The sequence below is a fragment of the Caldimonas taiwanensis NBRC 104434 genome (assembly GCF_001592165.1).
Taxonomy (GTDB): Bacteria; Pseudomonadota; Gammaproteobacteria; order Burkholderiales; family Burkholderiaceae_C; genus Caldimonas; species Caldimonas manganoxidans.
In genome coordinates, this window is the sequence record NZ_BCWK01000012.1 from 1 (window position 1) to 18,265 (window position 18,265).

Here is an 18,265-nt window from a genome sequence, read left to right on the forward strand (position 1 = left end):
GGGGGGTCAGTCTTTGGGTCGGAAGGTGATGAGGATGGGGGAGGGCACGCGGCCGTTGTCGTCGCGTGGCAGGGTTTGGGTGCGTTCGATGGCGCGCAGCACGGCTTGGTCCCATTCGGGGTGCCCGCTGGACTGAACCAGCCGGGCGCCGAGGATGGTGCCGTCGGGGGCGGCGCGCACTTCGACTTCGGCCGCCGGGTTGGTCGTCAGCGTGTCCACGAAGATGATGTTGGGCTTGATGCGAGCACGTAGCCGTCCGGCGTAGCCGGCGGAAGGAGTCCCGGCCGCGCTGCCTTGGGCGGCACCAGTGGCCTGTGTGCCGCTGCCGGCCTGACTGATGATGCGCTGCATCTGCGCTTCTCGCAGCTCGGCCAGCCGTTTTTCTTCGGCTTGACGCCGCTTTTCGGCTTCGGCTTTGCGTTGTTGCTCAAGTCTTTGCTTTTCGGCTTGTTCGCGTTGGAGTCGTTCGGCTTCTTCCCGTTTTTTGCGTTCGGCCTCGCGCCGTTGGGCTTCCTCGCGCTTTTTGCGCTCGGCGGCTTCTTGCAGCTCACGCTGGCGCTGCTGCTCGGCCTGCTTGCGTTGTTTCTCGATGGCCAGCTCGGCTTGGCGCGGTGGTGCCGGTGGCGGTGGCGCCGGGGCCGGCTGGGGCGCGGGTGCCGGGGGGGCCGGGGGCGCAGGGGCAGGGGTCGGCGCTGGCGGTGGCGCGGCGGCCTGGGGCAGCGCGGCCCACAGTTCGGCTTCCACGGCTTCGGGTGCGCTGGACTTCCAGTTGACGCCCAGCGCCAAGGCCCCTATGAGCGCCGCGTGCATGCCCAGTGCGATGGCCAGGCCGCGGCCGCGGGCATCGGGCGAGGGGGGGAGCAGGTCGTCGCGTTCGCTGGGCAGCGTCATGAATGGAAGGCTCAGGTGGTACTTCAGCTGCCTTGCTGGCGCACGAGCAGGCCCACGCGCTCGAATCCGCCAGCACGCAGTCGGGACATCACGTTGACGACCGCTTCGTAGCGTACGTTGCGATCGGCCGAGATCACGATGGGGACGTTGTCGAGGCCTTGGACGGCAGCGTGCACGTCTCGTTCGAGTTGGGACAAGGTGGTGCGACCGCGTTCTTTGCCGTCCACGCGCAGCCGCAGTTTCTCGTCGGTGCCGACCACGACTTCGACGACGCGTTGTGGTGCCGCGGCTGCGCGGCCCACGCTGGGCAGATCCACCACGGCCGTGGTGATCAGCGGGGCGCTGACCATGAAGATGATCAGCAGCACCAACATCACGTCGATGAAGGGCACCATGTTCATCTCGCTGATGGTGCGGCGACGAGTGCCGGAGCGGGAGACAACGGCTGGCATGGGGGCCTCCTGCTCAGTGCGCCGGCGTGCCTGCGGCAGGTTGCCCTGCCGCGCTGTGGCTGAGGTTGCGCTGCAAGATGTTGGAGAACTCCTCGATGAAGGTCTCCATGCGGATGGCCACTTGGTCGATCTGGCGTGCGAAGCGGTTGTAGGCCATCACCGCGGGGATCGCCGCGAACAGGCCGATGGCCGTGGCCACCAGGGCTTCGGCGATACCGGGGGCCACCGTGGCCAGCGTGACTTGTTGCAAGTTGGCCAGGCCGGTGAAGGCGTGCATGATGCCCCACACCGTGCCGAACAGGCCGATGTATGGCGCCACCGAGCCGACCGTGGCCAGAAAGGACAAGTGGTGTTCGATGGCGTCCATCTCGCGCTGAAAGCTCGCCCGCATGGCGCGCCGGGCGCCGTCGAGCAGGGCGCCGGCATCGGCCACGCGGCGCTCGCGCAGTTTCAGGAATTCGCGCATGCCTGAGGCGAAGATGCGCTCCATCGGCCCGCCTTGTCGGGGGTTGTCGCTGGCCAGGTTGTACAGATCGTGGAGGTTGCGCCCCGACCAGAATTCGCGCTCGAATTCGTCATTGAGGCTGCGTACGCGACTGAGGCCGAAGAACTTCCCGAAGATCACGGTCCAACTGGCCAGAGAGAGGAACATGAGCAGCAGCATCACCAGCTGCACGATGAGACTGGCTTGCGCGATGAGCTGGATGATCGACAGATCCTGATGGGTCATGCAAGTTCCTGAAGCAGTTCTTTGGGGATGCGGTGCGGGCGTAGGGTCTGCGCATCGACACACCCGATTCTGATCTCGCCTTCGGCCAGCACGGTGCCATCTCGTAACGCTTGCTGCTGGATGACCATGGAGGCGGCTTTGGCCGCGGTCACGGCCACGGTCACTTCGAGCAGGTCGTCCAAACGGGCGGGTTGAAGATAGCGCACGGACGTGTGACTGACCACGAACATCACGCCTTGTTCCCGTCGCAGTTGTTCCTGCGAATACCCTTTCGCACGCAGCCATTCGGTGCGAGCGCGCTCGAAGAACTTGAGGTAATTGGCGTAGAAGACCACGCCGCCGGCGTCGGTGTCTTCCCAGTACACGCGCACCGGGTGGCGATGGACGATGCAGACGGGGGTGGGGATGGACGCTGACATGGGCCACGGAGGCGGCCCGGCGACGAGCCGGGTCGGCAAAAGCCCACATTATCGCCGTGCAGGGCTCAGGGAGACTGGCGGCTCTTGAGGAAGACGGGCCCCCAGAGGGGATGGCCGGCTTCGGATTTGGTCAGATCGAAGTCCGGGTCGGCGGCCCGCGCGGCGCGGAAGGCGGCTTCACATTGAGCCTGCCGCTGGCTGGTGCAATAGATGAAGGCCAGGTACTTGTGCGCGGCGGCTTGGTCTTTGGGAGCAGCCAAGCCGGCCTGCAGAGCCTGTTTGAGCCGGCGCTCGGCCTCGGCATATTGGGCGTCGTCGTAGGCCTTCAAGCCGGCCAGCAGGGCCCCCTCGGCGGGCCGGGCGGCCAGCTCGGTGACACCAACCACCGTGGGGGCGGCTGGCCACTGGGCGCAACCGGCCAGGGCGGCCAAGGCCAGTATCGAGCTCGTCAGCGCTTTGATCATGTCAGTTCCCCACGGCCGCCCGAAAGAACTGACCACCCTCTCGGGGGGAAGCGAGCGAAGCGAGTCAGGGGGGCGTTTCATCTTAGGGGTCAGGGGCGGATTCGAACTTGTGCCGCAACACCACGGGTTGGTCGGGCTTGACGGTCACCGTCACCCGGTGCGGCGGAAATGCATCGTTGCGAATGGTGATGGTGTGTCGCCCTTCGGTCAAGCTCAAGCGGGTCAGTGGCGGGGCGATGCCGGCTGGAGCCCCGTTGACTTCGACCTGCCCCCAGGGGCTGATGGCCAGCACCACTTCGCCGGTGGCCAAGGGGGCTGTGGGCGCGGCGCCGGGCGTGGCACTGGGGCGGCTCCCGCGCACCGAGGGGGACGTCGAGGCGCTGGCACGCTCGCGGGTGGGGGTCGGACGGGCCGGGGCGGTGGCCGGTGCCGCAGGCGTCTGGGTGGGGGGCGCCGCTTCTGCTGCCGCGCGGGCGGCCGTGTCGGCGCCAGGGGCAGAGGCCGAGGGGTCGTTCACGTCGGGCAGCGCGGCATTGGTGAGCGCGTCGGGCCGTGCAGCGGGCACAGCCACCAGGGCCGGTGCGGCTGCAGGCGCCGCGTTGTGCGGCTCTTCGGTCCATGAGGCCAGTCCCAGCCACAGGGCGCCGCCGGCCAGCACACCGGCCGATACGGCCAGTGCCAGCGCGCGCCAGCGCGGGCCACGATGCGGGCTGGACGGCGTCTCGTCATGCTCGTCGGCATCGACCTGCTCTTGCAGCCAGTGCCGCAGTTCGCGTGACAGGGCCCGTGCCGAGCGATAGCGTTGCTCGGGGTCTTTGGCCATGGCCCGCGCGACGATCTGAGACAGCGCTGGCGGCACGCTGGGGTTGACTTCGTGTGCCGGCGGAGGTTGGTGATGCAACACCGCTTCGGCGATTTCGGACAGGGTGGCCCCTTGGAAAGGACGAGCGCCCGTCAGCAGTTCGTACAGCACCACCCCGAGCGAGTACACATCACAGCGCCGGTCCACCGGGGCATGGCGCACTTGCTCGGGGGCCATGTAGTACGGCGAGCCAGCGGTGAAGTCGTCTTCGGGGCCGCCATCCTGCTGACTGGCCACGCGGGCGATGCCGAAGTCCAGCACCTTCGGCTGGGTGCGGCCGGTCATGAAGATGTTGGCCGGCTTCACATCGCGGTGGATGATGCCTTTGGCATGGGCGTAGGCCAGGGCATCGGCGGCACGGCGCACGATCAGCGCGGCTTCGACCGGCCGCGGCCGCCAGCCTTCCTTGAGGAGCTGGCGCAGGTCCTTGCCTTTGAGCAGCTCCATGGCAATGTATGCGCCTTGCGGGCTGGTGCCGGCATCGAAGACGGTGACGATGTGCGGATGGTTGAGGCTGGCCACCGCGCGGGCTTCGTTCAGGAACAGACGGTGGAAACGCTCACGGGCTTCGGCCGACAGTTCCAAGCTCAGGGTTTTGATGGCCACCAGGCGCGACAGCAGCGGGTCCTGCGCGGCATAGACGGTGCCAAGCCCGCCTTCGCCCAGACGGTACTTCAGGGCATAGCGCCCGATGTGTCCGATCGTGGGCAGCTCGTCGGGGGGGACGGAGGCCGGGTCCACGCGCGTGGAGCCGCAGCTGCCGGCGCGCTCGCCTTGCTCGCTGAACAAGGAGCCGTGTGCGGAGTCGAGCTGCTGGGTGGAGTCGAAGGCCGGCGACGCGTCACGCCCATCGCTCGGGCGACGCGAGCGGGCCTGATGCGGGCTCAGTGCGAAGATGGTCTTCTGGAAATCCACGTGTGCAGCTTAGACCAAGCGCTTGGCACCCTGTGGGCGCGCAGTGTGAGAAATGTCCGCCAAAACTGCTTCTGCGGGTAAGGAGTGTGTCCCAGGCTTACAGGGATGGGACGCATGCGTTCACAAGCAGCGTTGCAGTCGGGCCACGGCTTCTTCGAGCTGGGCCCTGGCCGTGGCGTAAGACAGGCGCAGATAGCGCGCCGTGTCGGCATGGCCAAAGTCCCGCCCCGGGGTGATGGCCAGATGGGCGCGGCGCATCAGCTCGAAGCTGAAGTCCCAGCTGTCAGGCGCATGGGCCGAGCAGTCGGCCCAGGCATAAAAGGCGCCGTCGGGCATCACCGGCACGGTCAGCCCCAAACGGTTCAGCGCCGGCACGAGAAAGTCACGCCGAGCACGGAACTCGGCACGGCGGCGTTCATACTCGGCCAGACTGTCGGGCTCGAAACAGGCCAGTGCCGCATGCTGGGCCACGGTGGACGGGCAGATGTAGAGGTTTTGCGCCAGCTTCTCGACCACGGCCACCATGGGCTCGGGCACCACCATCCAGCCCAGGCGCCAGCCGGTCATGCTGAAGTACTTGGAGAAGCTGTTGATCGTGACCACGTCGTCCCCGTGGGCCAGCGCGCTCACACCGAAGGCCTCGTCATAGCTCAAGCCGAGGTAGATTTCGTCCACGATCGTCACGCCGCCACGACGGCGCACTGCAGCGACGATGCGACGCATCTCGTCGGGGGCGATCGAGGTCCCCGTGGGATTGGACGGCGAGGCCAACAGCACCCCACGTGTGCGCTCGTTCCAGGCCGCCTCGACGGCCTCAGCGCTGAGTTGGTAGCGCTGCTGGGGCCCGCTGGGCAGCATCACCGCGCGCCCCTCTGCGGCCGAGACGAAGTGTCGGTTGCAGGGGTAGCTCGGGTCGGGCATCAGGATCTCGTCGCCGGGCTCGACCAGCGCCAAGCAGGCCAGCTGCAAGGCGCCGGAGGCCCCGGCCGTCAGCACGATGCGTTGCGCCGGCACGGTCAGACCGAAGCGCTGTGCATACCAGTGGCTGATGCGTTCGCGCAAGGGCATCAGGCCCAGGGCATCGGTGTACTGGGTGCGGCCATCGCGCAGGCAACGCTCGGCCGCCTCGCGCACCAAGGGCGGGGCGGTGAAGTCGGGCTCGCCGATGTTGAGGTAGATCATCGGCTGCTGCCGGCAGGCCGGGCTGCGCGCCAGCTCGGCGGCCGCTTTGGCGCACTCCATCACGTAAAACGGCGCGATGCGATCGGTGCGTGCGGCAAATCTCATGCGTGGCAGACCTCAGCCGCGCGAGGCCCGAGCGGCTTGCACTTCGGCGGGGCGCAGCTCGGCTGCAGCCTTGTCGAGCACACCGTTGACGTATTTGTGTCCGTCGGTGCCCCCATAGCTCTTGGCCAGTTCGACCGCTTCGTTGATGACCACCTTGTAGGGGATGTCCACGCAGTGGCGCAGCTCGTAGCAGCCGATCAGCAACACGGCGTGTTCCACTGGTGACAGCTCGCTGGTCTTGCGGTCCACATGGCGAGCCAGCACGGCGTCCAGGCTGGCAGCCTCCTGGATGCAGCCATGCAGCAAGGCATCGAAATGGGCCGTGTCGCACTTGGCAAAGCCATCCTGCTCGCGCGCATGCGCGTCGATCAGGCCGGCATCGCTGCCCGACAGCAGCCATTCATACAGGCCCTGAAGGGCGAACTCGCGCGATCGGCGACGTGCCGATTTGGCCGGGGCGCGTCGGGGCTTGGCAGAGCTTGCGGTCACGAGAGATCTTCCAGCAAATTGGCCATCTCGACGGCCACGCGGGCGGCGTCACGCCCCTTTTCTTCGGCGCGTGCCCAGGCCTGGGCCTCGTTGTCCACGGTGAGAATGGCATTGGCCACGGGCAGTTGATAGTCCAGGGAGATGCGCGTCACACCCGCGCCGCTTTCGTTGGCCACCAATTCGAAATGGTAGGTTTCGCCCCGGATGATGCAACCCAGAGCGATCAGGGCGTCAAAGCGTTCGCTGTCGGCCAGGGCTTGCAGCGCCACGGGCACTTCCAGGGCGCCGGGCACGGTCACGTGCTCGATGTGTTTGTCGGCCACACCCAAAGCGGCCAGCTCGGCACGGCAGGCTTGCGCCAGGGCGTTGGTGATGGCCTCATTGAAACGCGCCTGCACGATGCCGATGCGCAGATCCTTGCCGTCCAGACGCGCTGCGCGACCCTTGTCAGCACCTTGCATGCGTGTGCCTTTCTCGTGCGAGATCGTTCACTGTTCCGGGCCGATGAAGGCCGTCACTTCCAAGCCATAGCCCACCATGCTGGGCATGCGCCGCGGGCTGCCCAGCAGCTTCATCTTGGTCACTTGCAAGTCGCGCAGGATTTGTGCGCCCACGCCATAGGTGCGCAAGTCCATCTGCGCGGGCGGTCGCGGCGCCAGGGCGGGCTCGCTGGGCAGCAGGCGGCGCAACAGATCTTCCGGGCCGTCGCTGCTGCAATTGAGCAACACGGCCACCGCGCGTTCTTCCTGCTGCAGTCGTGCCAAGGCGCGGCCCAAGGGCCAGGAATGCGTGCATTCGCTGGTGTCGAGCAGGTCCAGCACCGACAGCGGTTCGTGCACACGCACCACCACCTCTTCGTGCGGCAGCCAGCGCCCCTTCACCAAGGCCAGATGCACGCCGCCGGAGCGATCGCGGTAGATGGTGCAGTCGAACGGGCCGTGTGGGGTGTTCAGCGCACGTTGTCCAAGCCGCTCGATCAAGGATTCATTGCGGCTGCGGTACTCGATCAAATCGGCGATGGTCCCGATCTTCAGACCATGCGTCTGCGCGAAAACCTCGAGGTCGGGCAGCCGGGCCATGCTGCCGTCGTCGTTCATGATCTCGCAGATCACCGCTGCCGGGGTGAGGCCGGCCATGCCGGCCAGATCACAGCCGGCTTCGGTGTGACCCGCACGCATGAGCACCCCGCCGTCTTGGGCCTGCAAGGGAAAGATGTGCCCGGGTTGCACCAGGTCGGAGGGCTTGGCGTCGCGGGCCACGGCCACCTGAATGGTGCGGGCCCGGTCGGCCGCCGAGATGCCCGTGGTCACGCCCGTGGCCGCTTCGATCGAGACGGTGAACGCGGTGCCATGCTTGGTGCCGTTGCGCGCAGCCATGGGCGGCAATTGCAAGCGCTCGCAACGCTCGCGCGTGAGCGTCAAGCAGATCAAACCCCGCCCGTACTTGGCCATGAAATTGATGGCCTCGGGGGTCACATGGTCGGCCGCCAGCACCAGGTCGCCTTCGTTTTCGCGGTCTTCCTCATCGACGAGGATGACCATGCGGCCGGCGGCCAGCTCGGCGATGAGCTCGGGAATCGGAGAAATGGGCATAAGCGCAGCATTGTAGAGGCTCGCGCAGTCCTCAGTGCCGGGGCCGGAGGCCGCCGGTAAACGCCTGGGGCTGGGATGCCGTGGCCTCGGGGCGCAGGGTTCCTAAACTTATTGTCAGTCTACTGGGGTAAATCCCGAGTATATGGCGCAATAAAGTATAGAAAAGCGGGAAGGGCGTACCAGTGTGACCAATGGGTGTCAGGACAATGCAGCGGCACGGCCGCAGGGCCGGATTGCATGCATCAGCGATGCGAGAACCCATGAAGGAGACTGGTATGAGATCGAAGCTGACCGCGGCGTTGGCGGTGTGGATGGTGGCCGGCTGGGCCCAGGCCAACACTGAGCTGGTGATTGCCACCGTCAACAACGGCCACATGATCGAAATGCAAAAGTTGTCCAAGCATTTCGAGCAAGCCCATCCCGACATCCGACTCAAATGGGTGACGCTGGAAGAAGGCGTGCTGCGCCAGCGCGTCACCACCGACATTGCCACCAAGGGCGGCCAGTTCGACATCATGACCATCGGCATGTACGAGGCGCCGATCTGGGGCAAGAAGGGATGGCTGCACGAGCTCAAGACCGACGCGGCCTACGACGTGGACGACTTGCTGCCGGCCATCCGCAGTGCCTTGACGGTCGATGGCAAGCTCTATGCCGCACCGTTCTACGGCGAGTCGTCCATGTTGATGTATCGCAAGGACCTGGCCGATAAAGCTGGGGTGCAGCTGCCCGAGCGCCCCACCTGGCCGCAGATCGCCGAGCTGGCCAAGAAGATCCACGACCCGGCCAACGGGGTGTACGGCATTTGCCTGCGCGGCAAGCCCGGTTGGGGCGACAACATGGCGTTCTTGAGCACCTTGGTCAATACCTTCGGCGGCCAGTGGTTCGACATGCAATGGAAGCCGCAGATCGACACCAAGCCCTGGAAGGAGGCGATCACCTTCTATGTCGATTTGCTGAAGAACTACGGCCCGCCGGGCTCCAGCGCCAACAGCTTCAATGAGATTCTGGCGCTGACCAACGAGGGCAAGTGTGGCATGTGGGTCGATGCCACCATCGCGGCATCTTTCGTGAGCGACCCCAAGCAATCCAAAGTGGCTGACAAGATGGCCTTTGCGCAGGCGCCCATCATGCACACGCCCAAGGGCGCGAATTGGTTGTGGTCTTGGAATCTCGCCATTCCGGCAGGCTCGAAGAAGGCCGACGCAGCGCAGAAATTCATCACCTGGGCGACCAGCAAGGACTACATCCAGCTCGTGGCCAAAACCAATGGCTGGGCCAATGTGCCCACGGGCACGCGCAAGAGCACCTATGCCCACCCCGAGTTCCAGAAGGCGGCTCGCTTTGCGGCGGCCGAGCTCAAGGCCATCGAGACGGCCAACCCCAAAGACAGCACCTTGCCCAAGAGCCCTTATGTGGGGGTGCAGTTCGCCGCCATTCCGGAATTTCAGGCCATTGGCATTGCCGTCGGTCAGCAAATGAGCGCGGCCTTGGCCGGACGCACCTCGGTGGAGGCGGCGCTCAAAGCCTCGCAAACGGTGGCCGACCGCGAAATGCGCAAAGCCGGCTATTACAAGTGAAGGGGTGAAGCTGCGCGATCCGTGGCGGCGCAGCGGCTGCTACGGATCGCCCCGAGAGACGCCTCGGCTTGCCTACGGATGCCGCCGTGTGGCGGTGGCATCGGCCCGGATGTCGTGTTTGCGCTGACGTCAGATCTTGCCCATGAACCGCCTTTTGCGCCGAATGCTGCTGGCCCCTGCGGTCACGACCTTGCTGCTATGGATGATCGTGCCGCTGGGCATGACCATCTACTTCAGCCTCATTCGCTACAACCTGCTGCAGCCGGACGTGCGCGGCTTCGTCGGGCTGGAGAACTTCGAGTTCTTCTTCACCGATCCGTCGTTCGGCCCAGCGGTGTGGAATACCGTGGTCTTGCTGGGCAGTGTGATCGTCATCACCGTGGGTTTGGGCATCGCGTTGGCCTTGCTCATCGATGAACCGTTTCCCGGCCGTGGCATCGTGCGGCTGCTGCTGATCGCGCCGTTTTTCGTCATGCCCACGGTCAATGCGCTGCTGTGGAAGCACATGATGATGAACCCGGTCTACGGCGTGCTGGCGCAGGTGTGGCAGTTCTTCGGTGCGCAGCCGGTGGACTGGCTGACCGATCACCCCTTGCTGTCGGTGATCATCATGGTCTCGTGGCAATGGCTGCCTTTTGCCACGCTGATCTTCATGACGGCGCTGCAAAGCATGAACCGCGAGCAGATCGAGGCGGCCCGCATGGACGGCGCCAACTATCTGCAACAGCTGCGCTACTTGTATTTGCCCCATTTGGCCCGCTCGGTGGCCGTGGTGGTGATGATCGAGCTGATCTTTTTGCTGTCGATCTTCGCGGAGATCTACACCACCACGGGCGGTGGGCCTGGCGATGCCAGCACCAATGTGGCGTTTTTGATCTTTAAGCAGGCCTTGCTGAACTTCGATGCGGGCGTGGCCTCGGCCGGAGCCTTGTTTGCGGTGCTGCTGGCCAACATCGCGGCGATCTTCATGATCCGCCTGGTAGGCAAGAGCCTGGACCGATGAGGTGACCATGCAACGAGCATTGCATCACGCATTTCCTTGGGGCCGTTGGGTGCGCGCGGTCCTGGCTTGGTCGGTGGCCTTGCTGCTGTTCTTCCCTTTGGGCTGGCTGGTGCTGACGGCCTTCAAGACCGAGTTGCAAGCCATCGCCGTGCCGCCTTTGTTGGTGTTCGAGCCGACGCTGGAGAACTTTCACGAGGTGCAGGCGCGCAGCAACTACCTGCTGTATGCGAAGAACTCCGTGCTCACCAGTGTGGTGTCGACCGTCATCGGTTTGATCATCGCCACGCCGGCGGCCTATGCCATGGCGTTCTTCAAGCGCAAGCGCGACAAAGACCTGTTGATGTGGATGCTGTCCACCAAGATGATGCCGGCGGTGGGCGCCTTGGTGCCGATCTACGTGCTGGCGCAAAAGGCCCAGTTGTTGGATAGCACGCTGGCGCTGATCATCGTCTTCACGGCCTCCAACCTGCCCATCATGGTGTGGATGCTGTATTCGCATTTCAAAGACATCCCGCATGAAATCCTGGAAGCCGCCCGCATGGATGGCGCCAATCTGTGGCAGGAATTCCGACTCGTGCTGCTGCCGCTGGGCTTGGGAGGCTTGGCTTCCACAGGCTTGCTGTGTCTGGTGCTGAGCTGGAATGAAGCCTTCTGGTCGCTCAATCTCACCTCGGCCAAGGGCGGCACCTTGGCCACGCTGATCGCCAGCTATTCCAGCCCGGAAGGGCTGTTCTGGGCCAAGTTGTCGGCCGCCTCCTTGTTGGCCATTGCACCGATCGTGGTCTTTGGCTGGTTCAGCCAGAAGCAGCTGGTGCAGGGCTTGACCTTCGGCGCCGTGAAGTAAACCATTTGGTGAGAGTTCCCATGGCCTATTTGCAACTGCAAGGCATCGAAAAGTATTTCGGCAGCCACCGCGCGATCCAGGGCATCGACCTGTCCATCGAGCAAGGGGAGTTCGTCGTCTTCGTCGGCCCGTCGGGCTGCGGTAAATCCACCTTGTTGCGCTTGATTGCCGGGCTGGAGACCATCGACGGCGGCGCGCTGTGGCTGGACGGGCGCGAGATCACCCACTTGAGCGCCAGCAAACGCGACTTGGCCATGGTGTTCCAAAGCTATGCGTTGTACCCGCACATGAGCGTGTACGAGAACATGAGCTTTGCCTTGAAGCTGGCCAAAGTGCCGGCGCAGCAGATCCGCGACAAGGTCGAGCGTGCCGCGCAGATCTTGAATCTGCAGCCGTACTTGCATCGCACGCCCAAGGAGTTGTCTGGTGGGCAGCGCCAGCGGGTGGCCATTGGACGGGCCATCGTGCGTGCGCCCAAGGTGTTTCTGTTCGACGAGCCGCTGTCCAACCTGGATGCGGCCTTGCGCGGCCAGACCCGGGTGGAGATTGCCAAGCTGCATCGTGAACTGGGCGCCACCACGATCTACGTGACTCACGACCAGGTCGAAGCCATGACCCTGGCCGATCGTGTGGTGGTGCTGCGCGAGGGCCGCATCGAGCAAGTGGGCAGCCCCCTGGAGCTGTACGACCGGCCGGTCAATCAGTTCGTCGCGCAGTTCATCGGCACGCCGCAGATGAACGTGACGCCTCTGCAGCGCCTGCCGTCGGCCCTGCGCGGCCGTGCCCCGCAGGCCGCGGCCGGCGGCAGCATCGGCCTGCGCCCGGAAAGCGTGCGCCTGAAGCGTGCCGGCGAGGGCGCACTGACCGCGCAGGTCGAGCTGGTCGAGGCCCTGGGGGCCGAGACGCTGATCTACGTGAGCACTCCCGAGGGGTGCCAGCTCGTGGCCCGCAGCACGCAACGCAGTGGGCTGCGCGCTGGCGACACGGTGGGCGTGGACATCGCGGTGGAGCAAGCTCATTGGTTCGATGCGCAGGGACGGGTGGTCGCCCATCCGTCGGTGTCTCCGACGGAGGCGCTGGCATGACGGCGGGGGCAAGTTCAGCGCTGCAGGGGCGGGTGGCGGCCGTCACCGGCGCGGCCAGCGGCATTGGGCGGGCTTGCGCCGAGGCGCTGGTCGGCGCCGGCGCTTCGGTGGTTTTGATCGATCGGCAGGCCCAAGCCTTGCAGGCGGTCTGCGAAGCCCTGGGGCCGGCGGCCCATCCCGTGGTGCTGGACTTGCTCGATGCTGCGCAATGCGCGCGCTTGGTGCCCGAGGTGCTGCGCGTGGCCGGACGGCTGGACATCCTGCATGCCAACGCCGGTGTGTATCTCGGCGGCGAGCTGGTGGACGCCTCACACGAGGCGATCGATCGTCTGGTGCAGCTCAATGTCGGTGTCGTGATGAAAAACGTGCGCGACGCCGTGGCGCACATGCGCTTGCACGGCGGCGGCGACATCGTCGTGACCAGCTCCTTGGCTGCGCATTTCCCCACGCCCTGGGAGCCGGTGTATGCGGCTTCCAAATGGGCCATCGATTGCTTCGTGCAAACGACGCGGCGGCAGGTCTTCCGGCATGGCATCCGGGTGGGGGCGCTCTCGCCTGGGCCGGTGGTCACCGGCCTGCTGGCCGATTGGCCTGCCGACAAGCTCGCCCAGGCCCGGGCCGAGGGCAGTTTGATCGAGCCGCAGGACGTGGCGCAGGCCTTGCTGTTCATGCTGAGCCGACCACGTGGCCTCACCGTGCGCGACATCATCCTGATGCCTTCGGCATTTGACCTTTGAACCGACCGCTTCGTTCCATCGACTGCACTGCACCATGAACCGCATCCTTCATTTGGGCCTTGGCTCGTTCCACCGCGCGCATCAAGCCGTGTATTTGCAGCGCCTGCACGACCTGGGCGATCCCTCGTGGACCTTGGCTGCAGGCAATCTGCGAGCGGACATGATCGAGACGATCGAGGCTTTGCGCCGCCAGGGCGGAACGTACACCTTGGAAACCATCTCGCCAGCGGGAGAGCACCGCTACGAGCGCATCCATGTGCTCAGCGAGGTGGTGCCGTACACGCCCGATTTGCGCCGCCTGATCGAACTGGCCAGCGATGCGGCGACCCGCATCATCTCGTTCACCGTCACCGAAGCGGGCTATTACCTCAATGACCGACACCAGCTCGACTGGGACACCCATGCCGAGTTGCGCGACGATCTGCAACGGGCCCGCAACGGCCAGCCTGGGCAGACGATCTACGGCGCCTTGGTGGCCTTGTTGCGCGCTCGGCGCCGTGCTGGCGGTGCGGCACTGACGCTGTTGAATTGCGACAACCTGCGCCACAACGGCGACCGCTTCCGTGCCGGCTTGCTGCAATTCATCGAGGCTGTGGGGGATGCGGCCTTGCACGATTGGGTGAGCCGGTGCACCAGCAGTCCCAATGCCATGGTGGACCGCATCACGCCCCGGCCCACGCCCGAAGTGCGCCAACGCGTGCGACAGGCCTTGGGGGTGGATGATGCAGCCGCGTTGATGGCCGAGAGCTTCATTCAATGGGTGATCGAAGACCGCTTCATCGCCGGCCGTCCGGCCTGGGAGCGCGTTGGCGTGGAGCTGGTCGACTCGGTCGACGCTTACGAGGAAGCCAAGATCCGCCTGCTCAATGCGACGCATTCCTGCATCGCTTGGGCTGGCACCTTGGTGGGCTATCAATACATCCATGAAGGCACGCAAGATCCGCGCATCCGGGCCATGGCCCATGCGTACGTCACCGATGATGTGATTCCGGTGCTGCACAGGCCGGACAAGCCCTGCCCGATCGATCTGCAGCGCTACCGGGACGTGGTGCTGGAGCGCTTCGGCAATCCGGCCATTCGGGACACCAACCAGCGCGTGGCCATGGATGGTTTCAGCAAGATCCCGGGTTTCATTGCGCCGACGGTGGTCGAGCGCTTGGCTCGCGACGAAGGCATCGACAGCGTGGCCATGCTGCCCGCGCTGTTTTTGGCGTTCTTGCAGCGTTGGCATCGAGGGGAGTTGCCATACACCTATCAAGATCAGGCCATGGACGAGGCTGTCGCACGGGCGATCTGCACCGCAGACGATCCGGTGCGCGCCCTGTGCGGCTGCACCCAGCTGTGGGGTGCCTTGGCCGGCGATGCGCGCTTGGAGGCGGCCGTGCGGCGCGCTTTCGGGCGTGTGCAGGACTTCGTCGCACAATACGGCGAACCGACTCACTGACGCGTCCCGGAGGGCCCACTCATGAGCGTGCGCACCCGGCCCTTGCCCCGCCAGACCAAGCCCGAATTGGAGTGGGAGTATTCCCGCTCGCCGGAGCTGGGCTACGAAGCCTCGCAAGACATCGGCATGATCCGTTGCCTGGCGCATGGCTTTCCCACGCCTTTGGCGCGCTGGCATTACCACGATGAGTACGAGCTGCATGTCATCGTCGCCACCAGCGGCAAAGCCTTCGTGGGGGACTGGATCGGTCAGTTTCAGCCCGGCCATGTGGTGCTCACGGGCCCTCGCTTGCCGCACAACTGGATCTCGACCGACTTGCCCGAAGGCGGGGTGGCCCTACGTGATTTGGTGATTCAGTTTCCCCACGAGCCTTTGGCCCAGGCGGCCCAGCACATCCCCGAGCTGGCCGATGTCATGCCCATGCTGGAACGCTCCAGACACGGCATCGAGTTTTTCGGCATGGGCGAGCGAGCGCAGCACCTGTGGCACGAGGTCAAGCAGCATCAAGGCTTGCGCCGCCTGGCCGCGTTTTGCGCCTTTCTGGCCGAGTTGGCCGCCTGCACCGACTACCGGCTGCTGTCGAGCGTGCAACTGCAGGGCGACGACGATGAAGCGTCGCTGGACAAGATCGAAGTCGTGGTCAACCGCGTCATGCAGCGCATGAGCGAGCCGCTGTCGGCCGCCGCGCTGGCCGCAGAGTTCGGCATGAGCGAGAGCCGCTTCAGCCGCTTCTTTCGCAAAGCCACGGGCAACACCTTCACCGAGTTCGTCAACCGCATTCGTATCAACCGCGCCTGTCAGCTGCTGATGGAAACCGATCAGCGCATCACCGACATTTGCTTCGAGGTCGGATTCAACAACGTGGCCAACTTCAACCGCCGCTTTCAACAGATCAAAGGCGTCACGCCCTCGGCCTTCCGGCGTGAAGCGGCCGGGCGCTTCCGTTGATCGGCCATCGTCAGGGCAAGGCACAAAGGCACGAAGACATGTATTTGGGATTGGATCTGGGCACTTCCGAGCTGAAGGCGGTGTTGCTGGATGAGCGACACGCCATCGTCGGTGTGGCGCATGCACCTTTGCTTTTGGAGCACCCGCGGCCGCTGTGGGCCGAGCAGCACCCGCAGCAGTGGTGGCAGGCCCTGGAGCAGGTGATGGATCGCTTGCACAGCGAGCATCCTCAGGCGCTTGCACGGCTGCAGGCCGTGGGCTTGGCCGGGCAGATGCATGGGGCGGTGACGCTGGATGCGCGCGGCGAGGTGATTCGGCCAGCGATTTTGTGGAACGATGGGCGCAGTGCGGACGAATGCGTCGAGTTGATGCGACGGGTGCCGTCGCTGCCCGCCTTGACCGGCAACCTGGCGATGCCGGGCTTCACCGCGCCGAAGTTGTTGTGGATGCAGCGCCACGAGCCTGCGCAGTTCGACCGTGTGGCCCACGTGCTGTTGCCCAAGGACTGGTTGCGTTGGAAGCTCTGCGGGCAAAGGGTCAGCGACATGTCCGATGCGTCCGGCACCTTGTGGCTGGATACCGCGCGGCGGGATTGGTGCGATGCCTTGCTGGCAGCCACCGGCCTGAGCCGCGCGCACATGCCGGCTTTGGTCGAAGGCAGCCAGATCTCGGCCACGGTGTTGCCGGCGTGGTGCGACCGCTGGGGCTTGCCGCGCGGTGTGCGCGTGGCCGGTGGGGCGGGGGACAATGCGGCCAGCGCCGTCGGCATGGGGGTGGTGCGTGCCGGGCAAGGCTTCGTCTCTTTGGGATCCTCGGGTGTGGTGTTTTTGTGCACGGCGGGCTTTGCGCCCCGTCCTGAGCGGGCCGTGCATGCGTTCTGCCATGCCTTGCCGCGGCAATGGCATCAAATGGCGGTCATGCTCAGCGCAGCCAGTGCCTTGACTTGGGCCGCGCGCGTGCTGGGCTACGCCAGCGAGGCCGAGGCCTTGCGCGAGGCCGCAGCCTTGGAGCCGGCGCGGGCGCAGCGTGCTCCGTTGTTCCTGCCGTATTTGAATGGCGAGCGCTCGCCGCACAACGATCCCCATGCGCAAGGTGTGTGGTTTGGCCTGACGGCCTCCCACACACGCGCCGACCTGATCTACGCGGTGGCCGAGGGTGTGGCCTTCGGCCTGCGCGATGGGTGGCTGACGCTGGATCGGCCCGAAGCGGACGCGCCGGCGTGCCTGTCGCTGGTCGGTGGGGGCTCGCGCAGCCTCTGGTGGGCCCAACTGCTGGCCGACGTGCTCGGTGTGGAGCTGCAGCTCCATGAAGGCGGTCATACCGGGGCGGCCTTGGGGGCGGCCCGTCTGGCCTGGCTGAGTGGGGGCGCCTCGGTGTCGGACGTGTGCCAAACGCCGCCCGTGCGCCAAGTGGTGCGGCCTGACAGCCTCCGCAGCGCCGATGTGATGGAGCGGCATGCGCGCTTCGTTCAGCTGTATGCCCAGGTGCGTGCGCAATGGGCCGCTCAGGCCCCTGCCAAAACCTGAGCGCGCAGCTTCATCTTTCGCGATCGACGACCTCATGGACTCACGAACTCCTCTCGCCCCCCCGTCCCCAGCGCCTGCTCTGTGCGTGCTGGGGGAAGCCTTGATCGACTGCGTCGAGCAATCCGATGGCAACCTCGTGCCGCTGCAAGGTGGCAGCCCGTTCAACTTGGCGCGCGCCGCGGCTCGCGCTGGGGCGCGGGTGGGTTACTTGCCCCCGTTTTCGTCCGACCGCTTTGGCCAGCGGCTGCGCCAGACCGCCGAGCAAGACGGCGTGCAGGTGTGTTCGCCGGACAGTGCCTGCCCCACGTCCTTGGCCATGGTCACGGTGCAAGACGGTCAGCCGAGCTACAGCTTCTACCGCGAGGGCGTGGCCGATCGGGATTGGCAGCCCGATGCGCTGATCGAGCGCTTGCGGGCCTGGCCCGCCGGGGTGTTGCACACCGGCTCCTTGGCCATCATGCCGCCGGACGATGGGCGCGTGCTCGAGGTGGTGCAGGCCGCCCGCGCGTTGGGCTGGACCATCAGTCTGGACATCAACCTGCGCCCCCGTGTGGCCCGTGATCTGGAGGCGTATCGCGCATCCGTGTGGACCTTGATCCGCGCGGCCGATTGGGTCAAGGCCAGCGAGGAAGACTGGACCCTGCTCACCGGCGGTGTGTTGTCGCCCGACCGACCCGAGCCAGCCTTGCAGGCCCTGCAAGAGCTCGGGGTGCGCCACGTGGCCTTGACCTTCGGCGCCCAAGGCGCTTGCTTGCAGGTGGATGCCGCGCGCGCCCAGGCCGCAGCCCCGACGGTGGACGTGGTGGACACCGTGGGGGCGGGTGATACCTTTTGGGGCTGGTGTTTGGCGGCGTGGATGCGCCACGGCCCGGCGGCGGCTGGGCAGGTGCACACCACCTTGCAGCACGCGCTGCGCGCCGCGGCCATCAATTGCTCGCGGCGGGGCTGTCAGCCCCCATGGGCTCATGAGCTGGGTTGAGTCGATTCAGCCTCGGGC

19 protein-coding genes are annotated in these 18,265 nt (G+C 65.7%); 9 read left to right on the forward strand and 10 right to left on the reverse strand.

Features of this window, described 5'->3' with window-relative positions; translation table 11 throughout:
- Positions 1 to 6: 6 nt before the first annotated feature.
- The 10 genes from tolA to ribBA all read right to left on the reverse strand — a co-directional run bounded on the left by tolA (position 7) and on the right by ribBA (position 8,101).
- On the reverse strand, positions 7 to 891 hold the full coding sequence (gene tolA, locus CTA01S_RS11160; protein WP_019560943.1) for a cell envelope integrity protein TolA: 885 nt from the start codon (positions 889 to 891) through the stop codon (positions 7 to 9).
- Positions 892 to 914: 23 nt separating this feature from the next.
- The gene (locus tag CTA01S_RS11165) at positions 915 to 1,343 is read right to left on the reverse strand and encodes a biopolymer transporter ExbD (protein WP_019560944.1); all 429 of its coding nucleotides are present in this window, start codon (positions 1,341 to 1,343) and stop codon (positions 915 to 917) included.
- A gap of 13 nt (positions 1,344 to 1,356) precedes the next feature.
- Positions 1,357 to 2,073 (reverse strand): protein TolQ, encoded by a 717-nt coding sequence (gene tolQ / locus CTA01S_RS11170; RefSeq protein WP_019560945.1) that lies wholly within the window; start codon positions 2,071 to 2,073, stop codon positions 1,357 to 1,359.
- Positions 2,070 to 2,492, reverse strand: coding sequence for a tol-pal system-associated acyl-CoA thioesterase (gene ybgC, locus CTA01S_RS11175; protein WP_019560946.1), 423 nt, complete (start codon positions 2,490 to 2,492; stop codon positions 2,070 to 2,072). Before ybgC ends, tolQ begins: the two co-directional genes overlap by 4 nt.
- Positions 2,493 to 2,557: 65 nt before the next feature.
- Entirely contained in the window at positions 2,558 to 2,956 is a 399-nt protein-coding gene (locus CTA01S_RS11180; protein WP_019560947.1) for a TssQ family T6SS-associated lipoprotein, read from the reverse strand.
- A gap of 82 nt (positions 2,957 to 3,038) precedes the next feature.
- Positions 3,039 to 4,733 (reverse strand): serine/threonine-protein kinase, encoded by a 1,695-nt coding sequence (locus tag CTA01S_RS11185; protein ID WP_062195604.1) that lies wholly within the window; start codon positions 4,731 to 4,733, stop codon positions 3,039 to 3,041.
- Between the two features lie 120 nt (positions 4,734 to 4,853).
- A complete protein-coding gene (locus CTA01S_RS11190; protein WP_062195606.1) occupies positions 4,854 to 6,020 on the reverse strand; it encodes a pyridoxal phosphate-dependent aminotransferase in 1,167 nt (388 codons plus the stop codon).
- A gap of 12 nt (positions 6,021 to 6,032) precedes the next feature.
- Positions 6,033 to 6,509 carry a transcription antitermination factor NusB gene (nusB, locus tag CTA01S_RS11195; protein ID WP_062195613.1) on the reverse strand — a complete coding sequence of 159 codons (477 nt, stop codon included), beginning with the start codon at positions 6,507 to 6,509 and terminating at the stop codon, positions 6,033 to 6,035.
- Complete coding sequence (ribH, locus tag CTA01S_RS11200) at positions 6,506 to 6,970, reverse strand: 6,7-dimethyl-8-ribityllumazine synthase (RefSeq protein WP_062195615.1); 465 nt, start codon at positions 6,968 to 6,970, stop codon at positions 6,506 to 6,508. The genes nusB and ribH overlap by 4 nt, the downstream gene beginning before the upstream one ends.
- 27 nt (positions 6,971 to 6,997) lie before the next feature.
- Entirely contained in the window at positions 6,998 to 8,101 is a 1,104-nt protein-coding gene (gene ribBA, locus CTA01S_RS11205; protein WP_019560952.1) for a bifunctional 3,4-dihydroxy-2-butanone-4-phosphate synthase/GTP cyclohydrolase II, read from the reverse strand.
- A gap of 275 nt (positions 8,102 to 8,376) precedes the next feature.
- Here ribBA and CTA01S_RS11210 point away from each other — a divergent pair, with 275 nt between their 5' ends.
- The 9 genes from CTA01S_RS11210 (at position 8,377) to CTA01S_RS11250 (ending at position 18,247) form a co-directional block, all read left to right on the forward strand.
- Positions 8,377 to 9,681: an ABC transporter substrate-binding protein gene (locus CTA01S_RS11210; protein WP_062195617.1), complete on the forward strand. Its 1,305-nt coding sequence runs from the start codon at positions 8,377 to 8,379 to the stop codon at positions 9,679 to 9,681.
- Between the two features lie 142 nt (positions 9,682 to 9,823).
- Positions 9,824 to 10,684 carry a carbohydrate ABC transporter permease gene (locus CTA01S_RS11215; protein ID WP_062195620.1) on the forward strand — a complete coding sequence of 287 codons (861 nt, stop codon included), beginning with the start codon at positions 9,824 to 9,826 and terminating at the stop codon, positions 10,682 to 10,684.
- A 7-nt stretch (positions 10,685 to 10,691) separates the two neighbouring features.
- On the forward strand, positions 10,692 to 11,528 hold the full coding sequence (locus tag CTA01S_RS11220; RefSeq protein ID WP_019560955.1) for a carbohydrate ABC transporter permease: 837 nt from the start codon (positions 10,692 to 10,694) through the stop codon (positions 11,526 to 11,528).
- Between the two features lie 20 nt (positions 11,529 to 11,548).
- A complete protein-coding gene (locus tag CTA01S_RS11225) occupies positions 11,549 to 12,613 on the forward strand; it encodes an ABC transporter ATP-binding protein (RefSeq protein ID WP_062195623.1) in 1,065 nt (354 codons plus the stop codon).
- Positions 12,610 to 13,350, forward strand: a complete 741-nt coding sequence (locus CTA01S_RS11230; protein ID WP_019560957.1) for an SDR family oxidoreductase — start codon at positions 12,610 to 12,612, stop codon at positions 13,348 to 13,350. The genes CTA01S_RS11225 and CTA01S_RS11230 overlap by 4 nt, the downstream gene beginning before the upstream one ends.
- A gap of 34 nt (positions 13,351 to 13,384) precedes the next feature.
- The gene (dalD, locus tag CTA01S_RS11235; RefSeq protein ID WP_019560958.1) at positions 13,385 to 14,794 is read left to right on the forward strand and encodes a D-arabinitol 4-dehydrogenase; all 1,410 of its coding nucleotides are present in this window, start codon (positions 13,385 to 13,387) and stop codon (positions 14,792 to 14,794) included.
- A gap of 21 nt (positions 14,795 to 14,815) precedes the next feature.
- A complete protein-coding gene (locus CTA01S_RS11240) occupies positions 14,816 to 15,742 on the forward strand; it encodes an AraC family transcriptional regulator (RefSeq protein WP_019560959.1) in 927 nt (308 codons plus the stop codon).
- Between the two features lie 38 nt (positions 15,743 to 15,780).
- Positions 15,781 to 17,268, forward strand: coding sequence for a xylulokinase (xylB, locus tag CTA01S_RS11245; protein ID WP_062195626.1), 1,488 nt, complete (start codon positions 15,781 to 15,783; stop codon positions 17,266 to 17,268).
- 34 nt (positions 17,269 to 17,302) lie between these two features.
- Entirely contained in the window at positions 17,303 to 18,247 is a 945-nt protein-coding gene (locus tag CTA01S_RS11250; RefSeq protein ID WP_198150872.1) for a PfkB family carbohydrate kinase, read from the forward strand.
- The last annotated feature ends 18 nt before the right edge of the window (positions 18,248 to 18,265 follow it).